The sequence below is a fragment of the Tardiphaga sp. 285_C5_N1_2 genome (genome assembly GCF_052076065.1).
GTDB lineage: Bacteria > Pseudomonadota > Alphaproteobacteria > Rhizobiales > Xanthobacteraceae > Tardiphaga > Tardiphaga robiniae.
Genome location: NZ_CP197241.1, coordinates 2,991,939 through 3,015,283 on the forward strand (window position 1 = coordinate 2,991,939; position 23,345 = coordinate 3,015,283).

Annotated in this window: 21 protein-coding genes and 1 pseudogene; 17 read left to right on the forward strand and 5 right to left on the reverse strand. The window is 58.5% G+C overall.

Annotation, left to right across the window (positions count from 1 at the left end; genetic code table 11):
• Window positions 1-311: 311 nt before the first annotated feature.
• The 4 genes and pseudogenes from AB7951_RS14285 to AB7951_RS14300 form a co-directional block, all read right to left on the reverse strand.
• Window positions 312-1,511 (reverse strand): MFS transporter, encoded by a 1,200-nt coding sequence (locus AB7951_RS14285; protein ID WP_441256116.1) that lies wholly within the window; start codon window positions 1,509-1,511, stop codon window positions 312-314.
• Between the two features lie 14 nt (window positions 1,512-1,525).
• A pseudogene (locus AB7951_RS14290) lies at window positions 1,526-2,703 on the reverse strand (MFS transporter).
• 109 nt (window positions 2,704-2,812) lie between these two features.
• On the reverse strand, window positions 2,813-4,186 hold the full coding sequence (locus AB7951_RS14295) for an NAD(P)-binding domain-containing protein (protein ID WP_439088648.1): 1,374 nt from the start codon (window positions 4,184-4,186) through the stop codon (window positions 2,813-2,815).
• A 49-nt stretch (window positions 4,187-4,235) separates the two neighbouring features.
• Entirely contained in the window at window positions 4,236-4,553 is a 318-nt protein-coding gene (locus AB7951_RS14300) for a metalloregulator ArsR/SmtB family transcription factor (RefSeq protein ID WP_441255857.1), read from the reverse strand.
• A gap of 238 nt (window positions 4,554-4,791) precedes the next feature.
• On the opposite strand from AB7951_RS14300, the gene AB7951_RS14305 reads away from it, so the two are divergent.
• The 7 genes from AB7951_RS14305 to AB7951_RS14335 all read left to right on the forward strand — a co-directional run bounded on the left by AB7951_RS14305 (window position 4,792) and on the right by AB7951_RS14335 (window position 10,728).
• Entirely contained in the window at window positions 4,792-5,163 is a 372-nt protein-coding gene (locus AB7951_RS14305; protein WP_441255858.1) for a metalloregulator ArsR/SmtB family transcription factor, read from the forward strand.
• A complete protein-coding gene (locus AB7951_RS14310; protein ID WP_441229542.1) occupies window positions 5,156-5,683 on the forward strand; it encodes an arsenate reductase ArsC in 528 nt (175 codons plus the stop codon). Before AB7951_RS14305 ends, AB7951_RS14310 begins: the two co-directional genes overlap by 8 nt.
• A gap of 3 nt (window positions 5,684-5,686) precedes the next feature.
• Window positions 5,687-6,745, forward strand: coding sequence for an ACR3 family arsenite efflux transporter (gene arsB, locus AB7951_RS14315; RefSeq protein WP_441255859.1), 1,059 nt, complete (start codon window positions 5,687-5,689; stop codon window positions 6,743-6,745).
• Complete coding sequence (gene arsC, locus AB7951_RS14320) at window positions 6,742-7,146, forward strand: arsenate reductase (glutaredoxin) (protein ID WP_441255860.1); 405 nt, start codon at window positions 6,742-6,744, stop codon at window positions 7,144-7,146. The genes arsB and arsC overlap by 4 nt, the downstream gene beginning before the upstream one ends.
• A complete protein-coding gene (arsH, locus tag AB7951_RS14325; protein WP_441255861.1) occupies window positions 7,136-7,852 on the forward strand; it encodes an arsenical resistance protein ArsH in 717 nt (238 codons plus the stop codon). Before arsC ends, arsH begins: the two co-directional genes overlap by 11 nt.
• Before the next feature lie 262 nt (window positions 7,853-8,114).
• Window positions 8,115-9,701: an RNA-binding domain-containing protein gene (locus AB7951_RS14330; protein WP_441255862.1), complete on the forward strand. Its 1,587-nt coding sequence runs from the start codon at window positions 8,115-8,117 to the stop codon at window positions 9,699-9,701.
• 187 nt (window positions 9,702-9,888) lie between these two features.
• Window positions 9,889-10,728 (forward strand): metallophosphoesterase, encoded by an 840-nt coding sequence (locus tag AB7951_RS14335; protein WP_441255863.1) that lies wholly within the window; start codon window positions 9,889-9,891, stop codon window positions 10,726-10,728.
• Here the strand turns inward: AB7951_RS14335 and AB7951_RS14340 are convergent.
• Window positions 10,725-10,994 carry a helix-turn-helix domain-containing protein gene (locus AB7951_RS14340; protein WP_441255864.1) on the reverse strand — a complete coding sequence of 90 codons (270 nt, stop codon included), beginning with the start codon at window positions 10,992-10,994 and terminating at the stop codon, window positions 10,725-10,727. The two genes, AB7951_RS14335 and AB7951_RS14340, sit on opposite strands and share 4 nt — an antisense overlap.
• Window positions 10,995-11,389: 395 nt before the next feature.
• Here AB7951_RS14340 and AB7951_RS14345 point away from each other — a divergent pair, with 395 nt between their 5' ends.
• From AB7951_RS14345 to lpxD, 10 genes are all read left to right on the forward strand, one after another.
• Window positions 11,390-11,836: a hypothetical protein gene (locus tag AB7951_RS14345; protein WP_441255865.1), complete on the forward strand. Its 447-nt coding sequence runs from the start codon at window positions 11,390-11,392 to the stop codon at window positions 11,834-11,836.
• Window positions 11,837-11,914: 78 nt separating this feature from the next.
• On the forward strand, window positions 11,915-12,370 hold the full coding sequence (locus AB7951_RS14350) for a hypothetical protein (protein WP_441255866.1): 456 nt from the start codon (window positions 11,915-11,917) through the stop codon (window positions 12,368-12,370).
• An 81-nt stretch (window positions 12,371-12,451) separates the two neighbouring features.
• Entirely contained in the window at window positions 12,452-12,853 is a 402-nt protein-coding gene (locus AB7951_RS14355) for a hypothetical protein (RefSeq protein ID WP_441255867.1), read from the forward strand.
• Window positions 12,854-12,928: 75 nt separating this feature from the next.
• Complete coding sequence (locus tag AB7951_RS14360) at window positions 12,929-14,839, forward strand: AAA family ATPase (RefSeq protein WP_441255868.1); 1,911 nt, start codon at window positions 12,929-12,931, stop codon at window positions 14,837-14,839.
• Window positions 14,840-15,730: 891 nt separating this feature from the next.
• Complete coding sequence (locus tag AB7951_RS14365; protein ID WP_441255869.1) at window positions 15,731-16,354, forward strand: hypothetical protein; 624 nt, start codon at window positions 15,731-15,733, stop codon at window positions 16,352-16,354.
• A gap of 89 nt (window positions 16,355-16,443) precedes the next feature.
• A complete protein-coding gene (locus AB7951_RS14370) occupies window positions 16,444-18,549 on the forward strand; it encodes a Mu transposase C-terminal domain-containing protein (RefSeq protein WP_441255870.1) in 2,106 nt (701 codons plus the stop codon).
• A gap of 64 nt (window positions 18,550-18,613) precedes the next feature.
• Entirely contained in the window at window positions 18,614-19,759 is a 1,146-nt protein-coding gene (locus AB7951_RS14375; protein ID WP_441255871.1) for a TniB family NTP-binding protein, read from the forward strand.
• Entirely contained in the window at window positions 19,759-21,594 is a 1,836-nt protein-coding gene (locus AB7951_RS14380) for a TniQ family protein (RefSeq protein ID WP_441255872.1), read from the forward strand. Before AB7951_RS14375 ends, AB7951_RS14380 begins: the two co-directional genes overlap by 1 nt.
• 59 nt (window positions 21,595-21,653) lie before the next feature.
• Complete coding sequence (locus AB7951_RS14385; RefSeq protein ID WP_441255873.1) at window positions 21,654-22,091, forward strand: hypothetical protein; 438 nt, start codon at window positions 21,654-21,656, stop codon at window positions 22,089-22,091.
• Between the two features lie 122 nt (window positions 22,092-22,213).
• The gene (gene lpxD, locus AB7951_RS14390) at window positions 22,214-23,257 is read left to right on the forward strand and encodes a UDP-3-O-(3-hydroxymyristoyl)glucosamine N-acyltransferase (RefSeq protein WP_120290339.1); all 1,044 of its coding nucleotides are present in this window, start codon (window positions 22,214-22,216) and stop codon (window positions 23,255-23,257) included.
• The last annotated feature ends 88 nt before the right edge of the window (window positions 23,258-23,345 follow it).

Here is a 23,345-nt window from a genome sequence, read left to right on the forward strand (position 1 = left end):
AGCAATCCGCAACAAGTCTGGTTGTCCAGACGATCAAGGCGTTTCCACGCCGTGTTCGTCGTCCTCGACACTCAGAAGATCACCGATCAGTTCACGCCGTAATTCTGTCATGCCGATTGGCACGAGGAATAACCCGCTTACGGTAGTCGTGGACGACAGATTGACCCACCCACGCTGTCGCATGGACTCGCCTAAACGACTTCTGGAAGCGCCATTGTCTGCTCATGGCGTCGATGCCCTCTGGCGAGGTCAGAGAACGATTGGCAGCCCTCCTTGACCCGCATGACTGGGCGCCACACGACCTTTCGCACTCAAGATGAGGAGATCGGCTGAGGGACCGTAGCCTTGGCTGTTGCAGCTCCCTTTCGCTGCCGCGATAGGAAAAGGAGGGCGAGAAGCGCGGCGATGCTGAGCCCGGATGAAACGATCAAAACACCCCCACCCATGATGCCGATCAACAGGCCGAAGCCGAGTGGCGCCATCGCCTGACAAATTCGGGACGGTGCGCCTAGAAGACCGAGACGATATCCGTAATTCTCAGACCCGAAGACCGATAGGGGAAGAGTGCCGCGCGCGATTGTCAGGATGCCGTTCCCTGCTCCATGCAGCAGTGCGAATGCCGCGGCCGCGCCTCCCCCGAACAAGGCGATGACGCCCGCGCCGATAGGATGCGTGAGGCATGCCAGACTGGTTGAGAACAGGGGGTGGTAGCGGTTCAGTAGCCCTGCCTCGACGATACGCGCAGCCACTTGGGCCGGGCCGATCATCATGCCCGCGAAGACCGCTTGAGCGGGTGTTGCACCGAAACTCTCCACGATCCGCGGAAGATGAGCCGCCATCGCCGACGTTACGGTCCATGCTGCAGCGAACGCGAAAGACAGCAGTACCATCATCCTGTCCATCGGGATGTGCGGCTTTGCAACGGGGCCTTCGCTTCGGACGACAATCTCCGTCTTCGGAAGGAAGAACAGGTTAAGGGCCAATCCGATGACGATATGCGCCGCCGCCCATGCATAGCATGTGCCGCGCCAACCGATCGTATCGACGCCCAGTGAACTCAGTGGCCATCCGATCGTGCTGGCGAAGCCCGCCAGAAGCGTGATGCCGGTGATTGGACGCCTTGCCTGATCGCCGAATATCCGCCCGAGCGCACCGAATGCCGCGTCGTAAAGACCCAACCCCATGCCGATGCCGAGCAAAAGCCAAGCAAGACTCAGCATCAACAACGAAGACGTCAGCCCGAGCAGAGCAAGGCCGCCGGCGAACAGCAGGTTAGATGCACACAGAACCTGGCGACCGCCAACGCGGTCTATCTGACGGCCGACGCGCGGACCAAGCAGTCCGGAGATCACCAATGACGCCGAGAATGCGGCGAAGAACCAATTGGTCGAAATGCCGAGGTCTCGCGAAATCGGATCCGCGAGTATTGCCGGAAGATAGTAGCTGGAGGCCCATGCGAGCGTCTGCGTCGTTCCGAGAGCAAGAATGATGGGAAGTTGACGCTGTGTCATGCCTGCCTGCGCATTCAGATAACCGTTTGATTTGAAGTTTTGGGTTGCGACCACATCAGGGCGAGTGGGCCGAGCACGATGCCTGCCGCTAGAACCCCGAAGGCGGGAAGCCAGGCGGAAGCTGCATACGGTCCACCGAATGCGTCGAGTGTCGCGCCGACGCACCAGGCACCGAGAGCGCTGAAGCCGAATCCGACCGTCGAATGGACGGCCATTGTTGCACCACGGTTCTCGGGATTGGCCGACATCGCCATACCAGCAGTCAGCGCGCCGGAGTCGGCGGGGACGGTGATCGCATAGAGCAATATCAGCGGCACCAGTAGCCAGGGAGAACCGTCCGCGCAAATACCTATCAGGAGCGCAACTGCGGCCGATGCGAACATGAAGGTCGTGAGGGCGCGGCGACGACCGATGCGCAAGGCGACTTCGTTGCCCAAGACGCTGGACGGCATCGCCAATATCGAGAATGCGAAGCTGATGGCGATCGGGGTGAGCAGCGTACCGCCTCCCCCTTGGCCGCAACGAACGTCCAGAAAGCAACGAGCCACGTCCTGATGCCATAGAGCTCGAAGCAATGGGCGCCGTAGCCAAGTATGAAACCCATGGCAGACCTGTTCCGGAAGACGGGTCCGAAATTCAGTAAACGTCCTTTGCTGGGCGTCGGAGCCATCGGCTTCAGAAGCAGACAGATAAACATCATCGCCAACGGACCGGCCGCCGTAACGTAAAACGCCGCCCGCCAGCCGAAGCTTTCAGCCACTAGCTGGGAGACCAGAAAGGAAAGCCCAACGCCGAGCGAGAAGCTCGACGTGTAGAACGTCACAGCGCGGGACGAGTCGCCCGGATCCAGTCTGTCGGTCAGCGCCTTGAGGCCCGGCATGTAGGCACCCGCAAAGCCGATGCCTGCCAACGCCCAAAGCGCGGCACCCGACCACAGCCCCTCCGCGAACAATCCGAACATCAGCGTCGCGAAGGCACTTAACGCCGAACCGGCAATCAGAACGATGCGCGCATCGATCCTGTCCGTCAGCGTAGCCAGGAACGGCACCGCGAGCATGTAGCCCGCGGCATAGCTGCCCGCCAACAATCCGGCGTTCGCCCCGGTCAATCGCCACTCGGGAATCAGGAACTGCGCAAGGATGGAAGGCACTACGACGTGCGGCAGCAAACTTCCGAGTTGCCCCAGGCACATTGCGATGATGGCGGGACGCCCCCGCAAGTTGCCGAGACGGATCACTCCTTGCGATCCACAAACAATGGGCGCGTCCCGCGCGGCAGGCCGTGAACGCGCCCGATAACGATCATGAACATCCGCACCCCGATTTGCCGTCCTGCTTCGCCACGGCATCGGCGACGCAGCAAGCATTGTCTACTGTCGGTGCGGGCCCGCCGCAACACGTGGTGACGTCTGCCGACGAACGTGAACACACACCGGTTTCCGGAAGGACCAGTTCGACCCGTCCAGCGGCGTCATGGTCTCCCGCGATCTGCGCCGCGATCGAACGCACCTGTTCGTAGCCTGTAATCATCAGAAACGTCGGCGCGCGCCCGTAGCTCTTGATGCCGGCAAAATAAAAACCGGGCTCGTCTTGCGCCAACTCGCGTGCGCCGTGAGGACGAACGGTGCCGCAGCTATGTTCGTTCGGATCGATCAGTGGCGCCAAGGCGATCGGACATTCGATTGCGGGGTCGAGTTGGATGCGCAACTCGCGCACAAAAGCCAAGTCGGGACGGAAGCCTGTGGCCACGATGAGCTCGTCAGCGATAATCTTGCGTCCGCAGCACGCCGATCCGGCTGCGATCCGGAGGCGCCCGTTTTCCAAGGTCAAATGGGTCGTCTGGAAGGCTGGCTCGACCTTGATGTCACCTGCCGCGACCAAAGCCGCAAACGCGGCTCCCAACTCTCCACGGGCTGCAAGCTTATCGTTGGCGCCGCCACCAAAAGCCTTGGCGGGGTCGGTACCACGCAAGAGCCAGATAACCTCTGTGCCTGGCTCCTGGGCTTTCAGACGCGCGAGGTCCGTCAGGGTACCGATTGCGGAGTGGCCTGCCCCGAGAACAGCAACCGTTTTGCCAGCATAACGGGGTCGGTCCGCTCCGAGCACGTCGGGCATCGCATACGCGATCTTGCCGGCGGCCTCCTTCTCACCGATGGCAGCGAGACCGTTGGCACCCGCCGGGTTCGGTGAGGCCCACGTTCCGGAAGCGTCGATCACGGCGTCGGCCCGGGCGACCCGCTCTCCCAGCCCTTCCGCATACCCAGTGTTCTGATAGTGGATCTCGAATGGCGCGAGGTCGCGGCCCTTGGTCTTGAGCTTGTCGAAGCCTTGGCGGCTGATATCGGTGACTTTGCTCGATGTCAGAATGTGAGACTTCAAGGGCGTCTTCGTCGCCAAGGGCTCAAGGTACCGCTCAACCAGTTCGGATCCCGTGGGATATTGATCGGGAGCCGGCGAATTCCACCCTGTCGCCTCAAGCAGACGTCCTGCTGCGCGGTCGACGTTGTATTCCCAAGGCGAGAACAATTGCACGTGGCCCCATTGCCGGATCGCATGACCCACCTCAGCGCCTGCTTCGAACACGATAGGCGTCATGCCTCGTTCCAGTACATGGGCGGCAGCGGCAAGCCCAACCGGTCCTGCTCCGATGACCGCGACAGTCTTTGGTTCAGTCATTCATTCCTCCTATAATACCAGAATTATCGAATTAAAGATCTTTGATAGATCAAGCGGCGTCGTTTGCATCCTTGCATTCGACGGCGTCCGCGCAGCACTCGGCAACGAGGAAATCCACCAAGCCGCGCATCACGTCGTAGTTTGCATGACAAACGAGAGTCGTCGCCTCCCGGACTTGAGTGATCAGCCCGGCAGCCACCAGCGTCTTGATGTGATGCGAGAGCGTCGAAGGCGCTACCTTGAGTTTGTCCTGAAGGCGCCCCACCGGCAGGCCGACTTCACCCGCTCTGACCAGAGTACGATAGATCTTCAGCCTGGTCGGATTGCCAAGGGCTTCAAGGCGGGCCGCTGCATCGTCTATTTTCATTTCAAAAGCCTGCGCCTTTCCCGAGCCGTCGTCAACTATTATTCTAGAATTATAGAAATATCGTGAGCGCCTCCACTTCCCGGCGACGTCCCGGGTAGCCCTGCTCTTCGAGCTAGAAAGCCACTACCCGCCGCCTCCTTCGTTTCAATGCCCACGTCATGATTTAAAAACATCGCCTCGCTTCACGAATAGCTGAGGCCGGTTGACAGGCTGCCTATACTTCCATAAATCCCGATATATGAAAAAACTTGAAGCGATCGAAGCGTTAGGCGCCCTGGCGCAGGAAACACGGCTCGAGGCATTTCGTCTCTTGGTGAAGAACGAGCCCGATGGCGTTGCCGCAGGGGAACTGGCCCGAGACATCGGTGTTCCGCAGAATACGATGTCGACACACTTGGCGATCCTCACGCGCGCCGGTCTTGTCACCGGCGAGCGCCACAGTCGTTCGATCATCTACCGCGCCAATCTCGCGACCTTCCAGGCTTTGACCTTGTTCATGATTCAGGACTGCTGCGGCGGCAGTCCTGAGCTCTGTGCTCCGCTCCTCGAAAGCCTGACGCCTTGCTGCCCGCCCAAGTCCAAAAAGAGGAAGGAGACATCCCGTGTCTGACCGGATTTACAACGTATTGTTTCTCTGCACCGGCAACTCCGCCCGCTCGATCCTGGCCGAGTCGATCCTGCGCAAGGACGGCGACGGCCGCTTCCGTTCTTTCTCGGCCGGCAGCGCACCGAAAGGTCAGGTTAATCCGTTCGCACTTCGTGTGCTGGAAAGTCTCGACTACCCGACCGACGGTATGCGGTCGAAAAGCTGGACTGAATTTGCGGCGCCCGACGCGCCAGTAATGGATTTCGTTTTCACAGTCTGTGACAGCGCCGCTGGCGAGTCCTGTCCGATCTGGCCCGGGCAACCGATGACGGCCCATTGGGGCATCGAGGACCCCTCAGACGTAGAGGGGCCTGACCTTACGAAGCACACAGCATTCCTCACCGCCTTTCGGTACCTGAAAAACCGGATTGCAGCCTTCACGGCCCTCCCTATCGACAGCATCGACCAACTCTCTCTGGGGACGAAGCTCCGTGAGATTGGACGCAGTGATGGCGCTACCTCCAACCGTCCGGATGTGGCCTGATCGATGAGCATATTCGAACGCTACCTGACCCTTTGGGTCGCGCTTTGCATCGTGGTCGGCGTTGGGCTGGGCCACGTGATGCCTGGTGCGTTTGGCACCATCGCAGGCGCTGAAGTCGCGAGGGTCAATCTGCCTGTCGCCGTCCTGATCTGGTTGATGATCATCCCAATGCTGCTGAAGATCGATTTCGGCGCGCTGGGCAAGATTACCGAACACATGCGCGGCGTCGGTATCACGCTCTTTATCAATTGGGCGGTCAAACCGTTCTCGATGGCGTTACTGGGAACGTTCTTTATCGGCCATGTCTTCGCACCATTGCTGCCCAGCGATCAGGTTTCATCCTACATCGCCGGTCTCATCTTGCTCGCCGCAGCCCCCTGCACTGCTATGGTGTTCGTATGGTCCAATCTCGTCGGCGGCGAACCTCACTACACGCTGGGCCAGGTCGCCCTCAACGACGTGCTCATGATCTTCCTGTTCGCGCCTCTCGTTGGCCTGCTTCTCGGCGTAGCATCAATTACCGTCCCATGGGACACGCTGTTGTTGTCCGTCGCCCTCTACATCATCGTTCCCGTCATCATCGCACAGGTCTGGCGACGTGCACTTCTGGCGGCCGGTCTTCCAACCTTTGAACGGACCTTGAATCGGCTGCAGCCACTATCGCTCGTTGCCCTGCTGGCAACGCTGGTGTTGTTGTTCGGCTTCCAGGGTGAGCAAATCATCGCGCAGCCGACAGTAATCGCCATTCTCGCGGTGCCTATCCTCGTTCAGGTCTACTTCAATGCCGGTCTTGCCTACTGGCTCAGCCGCCGTTTCGGCGTGGCCTGGTGCGTGGCGGCCCCGGCAGCACTGATCGGTGCCAGCAACTTCTTCGAGCTGGCGGTGGCAGCAGCGATCAGCCTGTTCGGCCTGAATTCCGGAGCTGCGCTGGCGACGGTCGTCGGCGTGCTCGTCGAGGTTCCGGTCATGCTCTCCGTGGTCAAGATCGTCCAGGCGTCCCGGGGCTGGTATGAATCGGGCTCGCATCAACCAACTGCTAAAAGCGTGGAGGCCCGGTCGTGACGGTGATCATTTATCACAACCCCGACTGCGGCACGTCCCGCAATACATTGGCCATGATCCGCCAGAGCGGTGAAGACCCCGAGGTCATTGAGTATCTCAAGACGCCGCCGTCGCGAGATCGGCTGAAGGAATTGGTCGAAGCAATGGGCATCCCCATCCGATCTCTGCTGCGTGAGAAAGGAACGCCATACGGCGAACTCGCCCTGGCCGATCCGAAATGGACCGATGACGAACTGATCGATTTCATGCTGGCCCATCCTATCCTGATCAACCGGCCCATCGTGGTGACCGACAAGGGTGTGAAGCTTTGCCGCCCGTCGGAGGCCGTTCTCGATATTTTGCCGAACCCGCACATCGGCCGCTTCGTCAAGGAAGACGGCGAGATTATCGATGCTGGCTGATCTTCCGAATATCGACCCAGCGGCTTTACGGCTTCCGGACGCGACGCTTCTGCAGCGGGGCCCGGCCATCGAGCATCGGCCGCGCATCCTGCTGCTCTACGGCTCGCTGCGCGAGCGGTCGTTCAGCCGGTTTGCCGTCGAAGAAACCGCCCGCTTACTGAACGCTTTCGGCGCGGAGCCTCGCATCTTCAACCCCACGGGCCTGCCGCTTCCGGACGACGCGCCGGCGACCCATCCGAAAGTTGAGGAATTGCGTGAATCGTCCGCCTGGTCCGAAGGACAGGTGTGGTGCAGTCCGGAACGCCACGGAGCCATGACCGGCATCATGAAGGCGCAGATCGACTGGATCCCTTTGGCACTTGGTGCCGTCCGTCCGACGCAGGGTAAAACGCTGGCAGTGATGCAGGTCAGCGGCGGTTCCCAATCGTTCAATGCCGTGAACCAGCTTCGCGTGTTGGGGCGCTGGATGAGGATGATCACGATCCCCAATCAGTCTTCCGTCGCCAAGGCCTACGAGCAATTTGACGAGGCCGGGCGGATGAAACCGTCGCCCTATTATGATCGCATCGTTGATGTCGCCGAGGAGTTGGTGAAATTCACTCTGCTCACTCGGGGCATCTCGGCGCATCTGACAGACCGCTACAGCGAAAGAAAGGAAGCCGCGATTGAGGTCTCAAGACGGCTGAACCTGGAGAAAGCCGTCTGATGCTTGCCAAGCTTGACGACAGTTGACCCCACCCGTGAGCCATTCAATGTACCTGACACTGCGATTGAAATCAGCCGTGGGCCGAGTCACGGTTCGCCGCCGATAGGGGCAAAGTTTCGAGCCGACACACAGTAAGAAATCTGGAACTTCGGTCTAGGTCGTCTTCAAACAAGCTAAGAAGAGCATTTTCGCCTCACGGACAGTAGGATTCGAAGTGCGGCTGGTGCACATTCCGGAAAACAGGGATGGGGGGCGCCTTTGCATGACCAAGCAGCGATCATTAACCGATAGTGAGATCGCCCTCGTCAAAGCGATGCTACGCAAAGGTTGGCGCAACGACGCGATCCATTACTATTTCAACCGCTCTGACCGTCTGATCAGCTCCGGCCGCATTGCGCAGATCAAGGCCGAGAAATATGGCGCGAGCGTCGAAGAGGCGCTTCCTGAGGAGCTGGACGCATTTCTGGCATCCTGGGGCGACGGGAGCGCTGAAAGACCCCCCGCCCCTTCACCGGTAGATCAGCGCGTCTTGAGAGCTATGTTCGTGCGCGCGGGAGGTGGATGGAAGCTCATCGGAGGTGAAACTGATCGTGCAGAGTGCAAAGCAAGCTTTCGCCTTCGGCCCGAAGACCACTTCTCGAAAATCCTGCGCGCCGTAGCCGGCCTCGCCAATAACAGAGGCGGCTACATCTTGTTGGGCATAACAGACGGAAGCTTCCAGGCCGAAGGGTTACGGGATGCCACTTTTACGAACACCGACGTGGGGTTGATCAATAGAGCCTTGGCAAGTTCTCTCGACCCTGTCCCTCATGTCACCAAGGCGTCACTTGATCTCGGAGGTCGATTGGTCGGCGTGTTGTATGTAGAGAAGCACGCCGATGCCCCCGTTCTTGCCATCAAGAATGTTGGTCAAGATATAAAGGAAGGGGGTATTTACTTCCGATATGTCGGCGAGACCAGGCTCATCAAGCCCGGAGAACTGCGCCAGATCATTGCCGCGCGAGAGCAACGCGCGATTGCAGAGTTCGGCGCGCGCGTCAGACGCGTAGCATCAGGTAAAGACGCGACGATCGACCTCGACAGTGGCGAGGTTTCCGGCGCCAGTGGCAGATTTGTAATAGACAAGTCCCTGCTCGCCTCCATCCAATTCGTTCGAGAAGGAGACTTTACGCAGCAGAAAGGATCACCCGCGCTCAAACTTATCGGCAACGTGGAGCCCGTGTCTGAAGCCGAGAAAGAACGTACACACGTTATCAGGCAGCACGTAACTCCAGATGCCGTGGTGCGCAACTTTCTTTTAAATGAAAAAATCGCTGAGCCGCTTTCATATATCCACTTTCAAGCATTCAATCAAAGACGTTGGATGCCGATTTGGTTCTATATCAATCAAACAACGCAAACAGCGTCGAAGATCGCTGACGATCTTCGATCAAGTGTTGCAACCCATCCCTCTTCACGCGACGCAGTCGTTAGACGTATCGAGGGTAAAGACTTGGCATTTCGTTCAGCTTCTGGAAAGCCTGGAGCGCTCGCGAAACAACTGATAAGAGGCGAAATTTCCGAACCGACCACAATCGAAGAAGACGTCGTCTTTGCTGGTGCGGTTCAGTCTTTGCCGGACACCGTCAAGAAAAAAGACGTCGAAACCATTCGGAAGATCCTTACTGCATGCCTGGACCGGGCCGAAAACGATATGAAGGGCAGCCGCAGGGGGATGATCTATCGTGCCGCTTGTCGCGTCGACGAACTCTTGAATGCGGCGAAGCAAATCGCATCCGAAAGCGCCGCAACGGCAGGGCAAACCGTTGCTGCCAAGTCTTCCGCCTCCACTGCGATGGGAGAACCCTAACGAGGGGTCTGAATCCCCATACACCAAGGAACGTGGACAACGGGATAGTTGCTCGGCATACGATCAATGGATCAAATGCCGCAGAATTTGCAAGACCGTTCTTCAGAAAATTGTGGTCTCTGGCGATCGCCAGAATGCGAAGACTCACGACGTGCTGCCTTCCCTTTTGCCACGATGAGGGAATGCTGTGAACAATTCGACAATCTATGCGATCGGGGACGTTCATGGTTGCTCCGTTCTCCTCGCTCGCTTGGTCGACTTCATCGGCGATCATGCAGAACGTAATCGTCGAATTCCGATGATCTTCTTCCTCGGTGATATTGTGGATCGGGGACACCACCCGCTCGGAGCGATGATCATCGTTCAAGACTGTATCCAACGATGGCCGGGCAGCCGCCTTTTTTGCGGAAATCACGAGCAGATGTTTCTCGAGGTGCTCGATAACCCCGGCGACGAGCATTTGAAAAACAGATTCATACGCAACGGAGGTTATAACACCCTCCGTTCTTTTATAGGATACGACGATCCCCATACCGTGGAAGAGATTGCCGATGTCGCAGTTCGCCACGCGGATCATGTAAGTCTGATGAGGCGAGCGTCGCTGATTGAGATCGTGGGACGATATGCGTTCGTACATGCCGGTATTGATCCGCACGTCGCCATCGGGGAGCAGAGCGAGAAAGATTTGATGTGGATCAGAGAGAAATTTCTCGATTACGTGGGGCCGCTCTCACACATAATCGTCCACGGCCATACGATGCTTGAGCCACCACGACCCGTCGTCACCGAAAACCGTATATCATTGGACACGGGTGCTTATCATTCCGGCGTGCTTTCGATGGCCATCATCGATCCCGAAACGGACGCGGTCGAATTCTACGCGACGAATTGCGATGGTTCTGTCCAGGCGGTTGAACCGCTGCGTTTAGACCGCGGATATGGAGATGCAGTGACCGTTCATGCTCCGCGGGAAAAGTGCCAAGTGTCCGAAAAGTCGGCATGTCACTCTCCGAGCGAGGCTGCCTAAGGCGAGCTTTCGCCTTCAGGATTAAAACTGATGCCCCGGCCCACCATTCCGACGAAATGGAATCGCACTCCCGCGACCTCGAATGTGTGCCTCAGCTTTTCGAGCGTGTCGTCGTAAGGGAGTGTCCTCCCTGCTTCGTACATGGCGATGGAGCGCCGTGATACGCCTGACTTCGCAGACAGCTCATCTTGGCTCCAGTTGAGCCAAGCACGCGCAGCGCGCACCTGCTCTCGAGTAACGAGCGCCCCGTTAACCATAAGCTGCATCAGTTAGTGACGACATCGCGAGCCCGTGATAGGTTAACAATCAGTTAAGAGGCGGTAGTCCGCCGGTCTCCGCTGGATTAGTTAAACGCAGACAAATGAATCCTTTGATAGGATTCGATCGCACTCGAATGTCGCGGCGTCATTCCGTTACCGCGAATCCTTGAAGAGCATTGATCGGCAAATGAGCGTGCTCAAAATGCCGAAGGACTTAATGAGATAACGCCTGGCTTAGCCGGGTCAGCAGTGCCTATCCACTTTCCTTCATCGGCGCTTCCACCACGCGCAAATGCGTACGCGGAATCCTCATCACCTCGCCTCGCTCGCGTGATCCGTCCGCGACGCTCGATCACGTTCGCCTTCCCGTACCCGTAACCACACATCCCGGAGCTTGCGACATGCATTCGGCAATCCCGAACGGCATTTTCACGGCCAAGTTGACGAAACTTCATCCGGCCCATCTTTCGGATCGACCGGCGGACGCCGTTTCGCCGTTGATCTACTGGCGGACGAGACGACCGGATCAAATGTGCCGAAAGGATTCGGCCTCGATACGATTTGCACTGAGTGGAAGCCGGTTGGACGGTGAGAACTGTTGGCTTCGCGCAATCTTAGGCGATGGTGAAGGAGATGAAACGGTCGCAATGCACATTTGCCTCCGCCAGATCAAGAGCCACCCCATAGACGCTCCTGAAGTGGACCTGGCCGTCTCGGCAACGCTCGCCAACGCCCTGCTCGGGAAGCCCACTTCCGCGATCTTCCTCTCCTGGGTCCTACAGCGCCGCGCAAAGATCGACCCGTGCTGCGCTCTTTACAGTGATCTTTGGCTCTTTGCCGACTTCTAGACCCACGGCGCAATACCGCGCCCAACGCATGATCTCACCCCGCAAACGTTCATCAAATCCCTACCGGGAGGCAATCTCATGATCGTCGCCTTGCAGACCCACTGTCCTGTCGTCCAATCATCCCGGAAAGCATCGCTCCCATTTGTCATCGCTCACCCGGCGGGTTTCGAGCGAGACTGGGTCCTGAAATGGTGGAGGACGCACCCTCCTCTCCATTTCTGCGATGCTGACGCGGACATCCTTCGTCGAGCGGTGTCCGGCTCGGTCCGGCGAAGCGAGACGGATTGGCGGAACGGCATTACTGCTGAAATCACGACCGCGATCGGCGTTGCACTCGATCGCATGAAGCGGCGCGAAATCTCTCATCCCGATATCGACGTCGCCCTGTCGGCGGTGCTCGCATTTGCTATCGAAGGAGATGACACGGCGGGGATCATAATAGCATCCGGCTTGCGCCGTCGCGCATACCTCGATCCTTGCTGCCGCAGGCTGAGCAAGCTCTGGCTCAGCATCGAAGGCCTTACTTATTCGTAGAAGACGCCTCCAAGCCCCAGGAGCGCCGACGAACACGTTCGGATCAAACGCATCGCGATCAATTTCGCAACCGATCTAGCTTTGCGGCGCTTCATCGACGTAGAGATCGATAGTGCCATGCTCGGGCCGGACACCAGCGTGTCTTGCTTCCAGGCGTCGCTGTGCGATGTGGCCAACGAGAGCCATGCCATGTTCATCATCAAAGACAACTCCCCTAATGCAAGAATTGGTATCGAAATTGAGCGTCTGAAGTCGCTCATCCGAGCCCTCGAGCTTGCGAGAAACGGAGAGCACCCAGGCCGAAGAGCGCTCGAGCGCGCACCCGTCCTCAGGAACTGGAAACTCGCATCCCGGCCGGAGCCGTGCCTCACCGGCACCGTCACAGGTCATCCGAGCATCAAGGACGGCCGCACCAACAGGACCTCGGGGTTGTGGCTGTATTCGCCTGCCGTCGGATACGCGCGGACCCTCTCCCGCCTCTAGGTGCTCGAGGATCCGGTCGGCGACCCCGGCAATTTCCCGCAATCCTTTTGAAAATCAACCATCCTTGGAGGCTCCATGAAGCGACCGAAATACAATTCCTTGAGACGACGTTACCCTCGCAGGCAGGCACCCCAGACGAACGCAGGCACCCTGATCGCCCGCCGTTTCATCGTTCGCGCTCTTCGGAAAGAAGGGATGCAGCACGTGCTCAAAGGCAGAATGGCGACGGTCGGATTCATTGTCCCGCAATCCGTCGCTACGGCCTGGATCCACAGCGCTGCCATCGATCTGCTGAACGACCTCACTTCCAACAGGCAGACCTACCATCTTCTGTTCGATTCCAAGAAAGGCTCGAACTCGAAAGGGCATGCTCAGTCGGTTAACGCTACGCTCGTCGACAGTCACATCTTGTTCGGCTTCGCTTCTGAGAAACAGCATTTCTCGGACGCATTTCTCGCAGCTGCAGATCGCATCGTTGCGTTGGAGAGCGTCGATCACACCGCGATCCAGACCGCGTTCCGGGCAATCATGGGCGTTTCCGCTCCAACCAGTGTGGTCGAGGCCGCGGCCACCATCCAGGATGGCATGCTGAGCGCCATCGTCAAACGCGGCCGTCGATTGCCGGACGTCGTCCAAATTCTGGGACGGCAAAGGTCGTCCGTCGAAAACGCCGCGCGCATCCAGACGATCGATACTCTGTCCGGATACGGAGAAGCCGCCGACTGGGGACGGGCATTGGTGTCGGATCTCGCCGCGTACAAGGCCGGAAGCATCACCTGGGCTGACGTCGATGGAGGCGCGCTAATGAGCGGACCCAGCGGCACCGGGAAAACCTTCTTCGCGCAATGCCTGGCAGCGACCTGCGGTGTCCCTCTGTACGCCCACTCCCTGGCGCAGTGGCAGGCAAAGGGCCATCTGGGAAGTCTGCTAGCCGCCATGCGCGCCGCTTTCGATCAGGCGATCGCAAATGCTCCGTGCATCCTGTTCCTTGACGAATTCGACGCCTTCGGAAGCCGGGATCGCCTCTCACTCAATCACGAGCAATATTGCTCTGAGGTCATCAACGCACTTCTGGAATGTCTCGACGGCGTCGAGAAGCGCACCGGTGTCGTCGTCATCGGAGCGACGAACTATCCGGAACGGATCGATCACGCCCTCCTGAGACCCGGGAGGCTCGGGCGTCATTTGCAGATTTCTCTCCCGGACACGGCCGCGAGATTGGGAATTCTTCGACACCACCTTGGCGATGCGATCGCGGCAGCGGACCTGACCGGCGTCGCTGCCCGTCTCGAGGGCGCAACAGGTGCCGTTATTGAGCAGATTGTTCGCGACGCCCGCCGTCGAGCCAGAACAAACCATCGGGAGATGGCCCCTTCGGACCTGACCGCGTCTCTGCCTGCGCGCGCAAACCTCTCTGAGGAATCGTTCCTTCGCGCCTGCACTCACGAAGCCGGGCACGCACTTGTCGGCTACGTTCTGCGTGATGAAGCAGGAGCAGTGCCCGTGGAAATCAAGGTATTCCGCGAAATTAGCGAGACCAGGATGGGCCATGGGCACACCATTCACCGAAATACTCCCGGGTTCGACAGAACGCCGAAGACCTACCTGGCTATCATTACAACAATCTTGGGCGGACTCGCTGCGGAGCATGTCCTGATCGGCGAGTTTGGTGACTTCGGGGGAAGTGCACCCGGCTCTGATTTGCATCAGGCGACCATGATCGCGACAGCCATGGTCGCTTCATTCGGAATGGATGGAAGCCTCGTGTACCTGACGTCCAACAGGCACGAAGACCTTTCGCAGCGCCTTAAATGCGATGGAAGACTGCGCAGTCGGGTCGAAGTCATGTTACGGGAATGCTTCAATCAGGCAGAAGCCATTCTCTCGCGTGAGAAGGCCACCCTAAGGCGCATCGTCGAAACGCTGCAGGCTACGTGCGTTATGAATGCAGACGAACTCGCTGAGCACATCGCTCGCTCGTCGTAACTTCAATTGTACGATCGCATTCAGCCGTCAGGGGCGGACGCGTCGAACTGAAAGCTCGACGTCGCATTTGCAGGACCACCGTGTCGCCCAATCAGGTGTCGCTCGCCCTAGTCGATACGGCAGATGTGCCGATGACAGAGCACTGCGCGCATGGGGCCTTCTGCCTTCAATGATGCGCTTTAGATCAAATGACGGCCGCGATTTCCCTGATAGTTCATCGTCTTAATGGCTCCCTGAGACGCGAAGAAAACGTGTGATTGTGGGCGGATCGCGCCGACGCTTCTCGAAGTAGCGCAGAGTTTCCGATAAGTTTGCGGCAAGCGACTTAATCGAACTTAACCATCTTCGATAACCTCTCCCAGCTTTTCGATAAGATCTTTGACAACCAAAAGCAGGATCCAGTAGGTACAGGCGCACCAGACAACGACTTGTTTGGCCACGTTCGCTCTCGCGGACTTGAGTGCCCTGCGATCACCACGGTGATCCGAGAAAGAGGAGGCCGACTTTTATGACTATCGCTCGCGCTTCCCTTTACAGCACTCCCCTCACCTCCACGGCCTTCTCCAAGATATTCGGCTGATCGCACGGCGCTGCGGCGCTGTTCGTTCAATCGCTCCGTTCCAGAAGAACATCTTCTGGACGACATCATCCGACGCCTCCGGGTTCGGTTCAGGAGAACTGCAGTGATCGATTCCATCCCTCACGACCTCATAGCCCGCTGACGTCGCGGCCAAATCCGCGACTTCACGCGTCTTCGATCAACCGCCGAAAATTCGAAATCAGCACTCAAGTCAGCCGGAATCGATTCCCGGAACGCTTGAGGTCCGTCTGGAGGTCACCGTGAACTACTCTGTCCCGCCCGAAGCATCCCGCGCCTCGCGTATTCCCGCTTTGAAATCGCGCGAAATCTGCCGCGGCTTCGCCATCTATCAGAACCGCGTCGTCCATCTCGAAAGCCATCTTGAACTTATGGTCTTCTTTATGCTCGCGCTGCGCCCGCAAACTTTGACGATCGAAGAACAGCCGCCCGCTGTGACCTACTGGGATGGCGCCTCCTTTCGCCATCACACTTTCGACTTTCGCGTGATCAACCGCGACGAAAGCTGGGAATATGTCGGCGTGAAGCCCGCTGCACTCGTGGTCAGCTCCGGCATCAAGACCATTTTCCGGCAGATCGCGGAACAGCTCCCGCCGGGAACTGCCAAGGCGGTGCATTTGGTGACCGATGCCGACTTTAGCTACGCAGACCGCTACAACGCAACGATGGCGTTCGACTTCCTGCGCTTCCCTGTCGCCGAGCATGATGAGGCGATTACGCGGTTGGCGGCGGAGATGATCGGCACCGTGCGCATCGCCGATCTGGTCAAGGCAAGCGGCCTTGGTGCGATGGGCTTCCGCTCGATCATCCGCCTGATCGTTTCCCAAGTGCTTGTTCAGGTGAAGCGCGATGAACGCATCACCTACGACACCTACGTTCGCACGGGCGTCCGTCCGACCGAAGCATCCACGAACTAGGCCTCACCCGCCCCGTCACAAGAACAGGCGTCAGCAGACCATGCTGACGCATCGACCCCCTGCGCCCATTTTTTGGAAGGAAGACTGACATGACGAAGATCCTCATCTCTGAACTCGACCGCATCATCCTCAAGAACAGCGAGCGCCGCGTTGTCCGTCAGGACGACTCTGGCTACGTGCTCGCTCGCCTCGGACAGAACGTCGATCTGCACGAGCACTTCACGCATGACGAAATCGTCAAGCTGATCGACGCTGGCGAAATGAGCATCGAGAAGAACTGGCACCAGGAGTCTCGCGCTCATGCACGTTTGCTCGCTGGCGTGAACGACATCAGCGATCTGCGCGATGACGAAGCGGAGAAACTGATCCGCCGCGAATTCTACGTGACCCAATTCCTGCTCCGCGAAGCTGCCGACAAGTCGGTCAAGCGCACGGACGAGTGCATCAAGCGCGTCATGCGCGAGACTTTCCTGGCCTTGGTTGATCAGGACAACCGGTTCGACAAAAGCAAGAAGAAGGAGAAGAACAAATGCCCCGAACGTTATCCGTCGCCTCGCGCGCTTCGTCGCTGGTTGAAGGCGTACGAAAGCGGGTCCCGGGACGCCTTGTCCCTGCGCACCCGCCATCGCTTCAGCGGTAACCCGATTTCCAGCCTGGACTCCGAAATTCAGAAGTTGGTGACGAAGCACGCCGCGGTCAGCTATTGCCAGTTAAGCCGCCCCTCCGTGAGCCATGTCTATGATTTGCTCAAAGCGGATGTCGCTGAGCTTAACAAGAAGCGCGTGGCAAGCGGACTGCCGGAATTCATCTGTCCGGCCAAGGCGACGCTGCGCCGCAAGATCCTGAAGCTCAACCAGTTCGAGGTCTATGCAAGCCGCCATGGCGTGGCAAGCGCGCGGGCGAAGTTCGTGATGGTCGGTACCGGCCTTGATGTCGTGCGCCCCCTTCAGCACGTGCAGATCGACGAGTTCACGATCCCGCTTCACACGATCGCCAACGACCTCGGCTTGACCGAAGGCATCAGTGATGAGGATCTTAAGAAGCTGAAGGCCGAACGGCTCAAGCTTTGCCTCGTGCTCGACGTTGCTAGCCGCTGCGTTCTCGGATTCCGCATTTCGCGTAGGGCCGACGCGCAGAATGCCATCGCGGCGCTCGCTATGAGCGTCTCGGACAAGAGCGCTATCGCACTTGCGGCTGGCTGTAAATCCGACTGGCCCCAGCGCGGCCCGGGCAGCCTGTATTCCCCCGACGCTGGAGGGCCCTTCATCGATCAGGGCTTCCGGAAGGCGGTGACCGGACTGAAGGCTGTGTACGAAAACGCTCCTGCGGGCATCTCGTATCTCCGTGGACATATCGAGCGCATCTTCGGCTCCATCCACACGGGCCTCATGCCCTTCTTCACCGGCCGCGCGTTCAACAACGTAGTCGATAAGGGCGAGTACCAGGCCCACAAGCGTGCGTCGCTGCTCACCACGCAGTTGCCGCAGATCTTTGTTCGCTGGGTGGTCGATGTCTACCATCACACCCCGCACGAAGGTCTGATGGGCGAAACGCCGTACAATGCCTGGAAGCGCCTCACGGACCAGTACGGTATCGCTCCTTGCCCGAATGTCCATGAACGGCGGGCTATTTTTGGGGTGCCGCTCGAGCGCAAGCTGGAACGACGCGGCATTCGCGTTCAGTGCAACGACTACCAGTCGGATGAGATTCAGGAATTCCGTCGCTTGGCAGGTGACGTGAACCTGAACATCCGCTTCGACCCCGCGGATATCGGACACATCTCCGTCTGGTTCAACGATCGCTGGAATGTGGTGCCTTCTATTCGTGAATCCGTCCGCGGTGTGGACCTGAGCACGTGGCAGGACGCCATCGCAGACCTGCGGGCCAGGCATGCCGCTGGCGCTCGCATCTACGAGCACATTGTTCACGACGCTATTCGGGCCATCTCCGGCATCGCGGAGGATGCGATGCGCCGCACCGCCATCTCGGCCCCCAGGCCGAGCGCTGACGAGATCAACCGCACTGAAGACAACCTGCTGCTCGGATTCGAGATCGTCCGCGACGAACGCTCCCACGAAAAACCGAGTGGCGACATCCTCGGCAACGGGATTCCCGTGACGAGCGACAAGCCCATCATCCTGCCGATTACCTCCATCGGTGGCGAGCCTCGCAGGAAGCGCAAGCTCGAGGATTAACGCGCTCCACAACAGTCACCGCCGCGCATTCAGCGCGGCGGTCAATTTTAGAAATGGAATCCAGATGCCCGACGACGCCTTTCCCGACTTCAACGATGACCCGGTCGCCCGCCTCCACCATGAGGCCACCGCTGCCGCAGGTCAGTTTTTCTCGCTCATGGAGACCATCCGGGCGAAATTCTTGCCCAACGACAGGGATGACCGGCTTTCGCAAGAACTGACGCTACTGATCGGAAAGGCGGTTCAGCGCGAGGATGTCACCGAACCACCTTCGTTCTTCAACCGCGCTCGTGGAAGCGGCCTTGTGCTCATTGGCCCAACGGGCGTGGGCAAGTCGCGCTCCCTGGAACGGTTCTTCGACACCCATCCGGTGCTCAAGGACTATAAGAACCCGATCTCCAAATCTCCGTTGGTCAGCGTAGCAGTACCAAGCCCTTGCACTTCGATGCAGCTCGCGCGAACCCTGCTGCGCGCGACCGGGTACGGCGTCGAGCGCGACCTGCCGACGCACCGGCTGTGGGAGATGGCCTTCGAACGCCTTTATCACATGCGGAAATTCATCGTGCATTTCGATGAGATGCAGCATGTCGTCCACAACATGCCCGACAAAGACTTGCAGCAGATGGCCGACACCCTGAAGAACGCCATGTACAAGCACCGGATCACGGTGATCATTTCGGGCGTCTCCACGTTGGAAGATTTCATCCACCACGATCCTCAGCTCTTCCGGCGCACCACAATCGTTCCGTTCGCAAGTGTCGCCCTCGAGCAGCATGGCGAGTTGCTGGATATGGTCGAGACCTACGCCGAAGAAGCGAAACTGCGCCCTCCGTTCCGGGAGGCTGTCGAAGGTGATGAGACGGCAGCGCCGGAGGGTCGCCGATCCGCTCAGGTCTTCGACGGCTGGAGGGAGACGGCTGAAAAGGAAGCTGACTTCATCGCCCGCCTCTCCCACGCGAGCCTCAACGCTTATGGGTATTCGATCGTCCTGACGCACCTCGCAATCGAGGAGGCTCTTCAGTGCGGCGCCAATTGCCTGAGCGTGGATCACTATGCGACCGCCTTCGCTCGCAAAACGGCCTTCGCTGCGAACCGCAATCCGTTTATCGCGCCGAACTGGCATGGGATCGATTGTTCGAAAATCTTCGAAAAGAAGAACATCGACGTGCCGGACTCTCTCCCGAAACCCAGGAATAAGCGGTCGAAATAATGTTTAGTCCTCTCGCGCTGCGGCTGCCGATCATGCCGGACGAGCCACCGGTTTACTTCCTATCCCGCCTTGCGGCACGCAATTTTATGAAAGCGCGTCCGTTCGCCATGGATATGGGGTTCACCTTCAACGGCGTGGAACGGGGCGATCAGACCGCGATTGATACGCTGGCTGCCGTCAGCGGCGTATCGGTCGCTGATCTGAACGCTTGCGGCTCGCGAACGGTGGGCGATCGCATTATGCTGAAGGGACAGCTTCTCGATTTGAACTCAGTACGCCGGGCGCGCGTCCAGGCCTGCCCGGAGTGTCTGAGACACGACGTCGCAAGCTCGGACCTCCCATCTTCAGTGGCGATGTACGGCCGCGTGCAGTGGATGCTCAATTCCGTGGAAACATGCGAGAAGCACGGTATTGCCTTAGTCACGATTGCGGACAAATTGCCCGAATGTGAATGCCAGGATTGGTCGCCGGCTGCGGCTTCTGGTCTCGATGATATCTCCGCCTTGGTCAAGACCGCCGTTGCTCGCCGCCCATCCAGACTGGAAGGCTATCTGCTTGACCGCCTGAATGAAAAGCCAGCGGAAAGTTGGCTCGATGGACTGCCATTCTATGCGGCTGAGCAGACCGCCCGCCTGTTCGGCACGATGGCTTTATTTCGCGATTCCACCACTCCTTTCAGTCTCTACGATTCTAACAAATACTCAGCCGGAGAAATCGGTTTCGACATTGTGAACGGTGGGCCTAGCGATATTCTTTCATTTCTAACGGATCTCAAACGTGACCAATTGCAGTCGCGGCACGCTGCCGGAAAGAAGACTGCCGGACCAGCGCCGATCTATGGGCGGCTTTATTCCCGGCTGACGCTCATGGACGACCCGGCATATAATCCCGTCCGGGATATTCTCACCGAACATATCATGTCTCACTTCCCCATGGGACCGGGTGATGACATCTTCGGAACACCTGTCACGTCCCGACGCTTCCATTCCATTCTTACGCTGCAGAAGAAATACGATAAGGGCGATCGCACCGTTATCAAGATTCTAACGGATGAAGGGCTGCTGAAAGAGCACGCGGGGAATCTACGCGACATGCTTTTCGACGCGCCCACCACGGAGCGCCTGATGGATCACATGGTTAAAAGCGTCTCTCTCGCGGAGGCTCAGAAACGCATCAACGTAACCGCCAATGTGATGAACACCCTGCGGAAGGACAAGATCATCAGCCGCCAATGCACCGAGAGCGATGCCACACGTGACCGGTATAGCATCGTCGAACTCGATGATTTTGTCAGGCGCTTATTCGTGGATGCGCAGCCTGTGGATTCTGATAGCGCGAATGCTGTGTGTCTCATGGACGCTTCTGCACGCAATCGCTGCACGATTTCCGTGATTGTAAAGTTCATTTTGGACCGCAAGCTGCCTTGGGTCGGGTCCCGGAACGACGTTCGCGGGGTCGCGTCTATTCGAGTGAATCCTGGAGATGTGTCTCAGCTTCTTGCCCGGCAGGTTCCCATTGGCGTTCACGCCTTTGAAGCGGGTACGTACTTGAAAATCGCGCCGCCAGTTATTCGCCGGATCGCTGACCGCGGCCTCATTAAAGGCACCTGCTATGTCGATCCGTTGTCAGGTCGGAAAAAGATGGTACTCTCGACCGACGACATTGAGCGCTTCAACGCCGAGTATGTCACCCTTTTCAATCTGGCTCGTGCGATGCGGCGCCAGCTGTCGCAACTTCGCGCAGAACTAACCGCACAAGGGATTTTGCCAGCGAAGGAGACGATCGGAGTTGGAGCTACATTCTACCGTCGCTCCGATGTGCCCTTCGGCAACTGAACCAACGGCTCTCTCTCAACAGCTCCCTTCGGGGAGCTTTTTTTTCGAATAACTCAGATATGGCGGCCAAACTTTACGTAATCCGCCGGTCATCTGATCAAAGCGTCATCGTCTTAGTATTAATGAAATCAGATACTTACAGAGGAGCGATGGTCAAGTTTGATGGAGCTCCACAGCTGTTCGCGCCGACCCGCGTGAACCGATCTTGGATTGCTCCGCGATCCGAGAAAGCCACCGATTGTGACTATCACATTCACCGTGCCTCTGCTTGCCCGTCGAGGGCTGCCTTCCACGCAAATGGCACAACCAAAACGCCCAGTAAGGCGAACGCTGCCAGTATCGCCCATGCGTCATTGACGCTCCAAACAAAAGCAGCCGCTCGCGCCGAGGCTCAGCATATCATCTCGACCGGCGTCTACGTTGGCGCAGCATCGGCACGCGTCAAGGTCAGCAATCTGCGCAAACGATTTCTGCACCGTCACGCGTGCACCAAGTAACGACCACGCCGCAGTCACACCTTCGCCATTTCTGATGTTCCCAAGCCGTGCTAACCAGCTGTCGGGTCTACAGCGGAGAAGCCGTCTCTCGGGTCGAGGGGATACCCGCACTGGAGTCGGTCATGACCGGTCAAATTCCCTTCTTCGTGCCTAAGCGCACGATCGCTGCAAGTGAGGTCGCGGGCATCGCGGGCTTGCTTTTTGTTACAAAGGATTTCCTCATTTCGGCTGGAGCAGCGCTCGAGACAGCGCGCCGCGGCGAGCTGAGCTATATGGACAATCACAAGTATCTTGAGGCCTTGAGGCAGACGAATGCGGGCGCTTGTCTCGTCTCCCCGCGCTTCAGCGCATCCGTTCCAAAGGAGACCTACTCTTTTGTGACACCTCAGCCGTATTTGATTTACTCAAGGATCCTCGCGTTGCTCTATCCAGGAGCGGCTATCCCGGGGTCACTTTTCGAGACCGACGGCATTTCTCCAAACGCCACGATTCATGCTTCGGCCATCATCGATTGCGGGGTTACCATCGATCCCGGCGCAGTGATCGGTCCCCGGGCCAGGATCGGTGAACGTACTTATATCGGGTCAAACGTCGTGATCGGCCCGGACGTCACCATCGGGAGCCACAGCTCGGTCGGCGCCGGCGCTATCATTGCGCACGCAACTGTCGGCAATCACGTCATTGTCCATCCAGGCGTATCGATCGGGCAGGACGGCTTCGGATTCGTGCCTGACAAAGGCGGACATATAAAAATTCTCCAGGTCGGAGGCGTCATTATTGAGGACTGCGTCGAAATAGGCGCAAACACGACCATCGATCGCGGGTCGACCCGTAACACGTTCATCGGCGAAGGCACGAAGCTCGATAACCTCGTACAAGTCGCCCACAACGTGACGATTGGCAGGCACTGCCTCATCGCCGCGCAAGTGGGAATTGCCGGATCCGCAACTCTCGGGAGCTTTGTTGCAATAGGCGGCCAGACTGGAATTGCTCCTCATCTGACGATCGGCGACGGCGCACAGATAGCCGGTGCAAGCGGCGTCACGCGCGACGTGCCCGCAGGAGAGCGATGGGCAGGATTCCCGGCTCGCCCGAGCCGCAGGTTTTTCCGGCAATACAAGACCATGGAAATGCTTGCGGCCGGTGACCGCGAGACAAACGATTGATGAACCTGCAAACCACCGGACCTGGCTGCCGGCCGAGGCACGGATGATCGACTGGCCGGTGAAGTCCAAACCGGTGAAGGCGACCTAG

What these genes read in the sequence shown, in the direction of transcription:
- AB7951_RS14285 (WP_441256116.1), bottom strand. Translation starts at nt 1,511, where the DNA reads ATGACACAGCGTCAACTTCCCATCATTCTTGCTCTCGGAACGACGCAG.
- arsH (WP_441255861.1), top strand. Translation starts at nt 7,136, where the DNA reads ATGCTGGCTGATCTTCCGAATATCGACCCAGCGGCTTTACGGCTTCCG.
- lpxD (WP_120290339.1), top strand. Translation starts at nt 22,214, where the DNA reads ATGACCGGTCAAATTCCCTTCTTCGTGCCTAAGCGCACGATCGCTGCA.
- AB7951_RS14380 (WP_441255872.1), top strand. Translation starts at nt 19,759, where the DNA reads ATGTTTAGTCCTCTCGCGCTGCGGCTGCCGATCATGCCGGACGAGCCA.
- AB7951_RS14295 (WP_439088648.1), bottom strand. Translation starts at nt 4,186, where the DNA reads ATGACTGAACCAAAGACTGTCGCGGTCATCGGAGCAGGACCGGTTGGG.
- AB7951_RS14360 (WP_441255868.1), top strand. Translation starts at nt 12,929, where the DNA reads ATGAAGCGACCGAAATACAATTCCTTGAGACGACGTTACCCTCGCAGG.
- AB7951_RS14370 (WP_441255870.1), top strand. Translation starts at nt 16,444, where the DNA reads ATGACGAAGATCCTCATCTCTGAACTCGACCGCATCATCCTCAAGAAC.
- AB7951_RS14385 (WP_441255873.1), top strand. Translation starts at nt 21,654, where the DNA reads ATGGCGGCCAAACTTTACGTAATCCGCCGGTCATCTGATCAAAGCGTC.
- arsB (WP_441255859.1), top strand. Translation starts at nt 5,687, where the DNA reads ATGAGCATATTCGAACGCTACCTGACCCTTTGGGTCGCGCTTTGCATC.
- AB7951_RS14345 (WP_441255865.1), top strand. Translation starts at nt 11,390, where the DNA reads ATGCATTCGGCAATCCCGAACGGCATTTTCACGGCCAAGTTGACGAAA.
- AB7951_RS14330 (WP_441255862.1), top strand. Translation starts at nt 8,115, where the DNA reads ATGACCAAGCAGCGATCATTAACCGATAGTGAGATCGCCCTCGTCAAA.
- AB7951_RS14340 (WP_441255864.1), bottom strand. Translation starts at nt 10,994, where the DNA reads ATGCAGCTTATGGTTAACGGGGCGCTCGTTACTCGAGAGCAGGTGCGC.
- AB7951_RS14300 (WP_441255857.1), bottom strand. Translation starts at nt 4,553, where the DNA reads ATGAAAATAGACGATGCAGCGGCCCGCCTTGAAGCCCTTGGCAATCCG.
- AB7951_RS14305 (WP_441255858.1), top strand. Translation starts at nt 4,792, where the DNA reads ATGAAAAAACTTGAAGCGATCGAAGCGTTAGGCGCCCTGGCGCAGGAA.
- AB7951_RS14375 (WP_441255871.1), top strand. Translation starts at nt 18,614, where the DNA reads ATGCCCGACGACGCCTTTCCCGACTTCAACGATGACCCGGTCGCCCGC.
- AB7951_RS14350 (WP_441255866.1), top strand. Translation starts at nt 11,915, where the DNA reads ATGATCGTCGCCTTGCAGACCCACTGTCCTGTCGTCCAATCATCCCGG.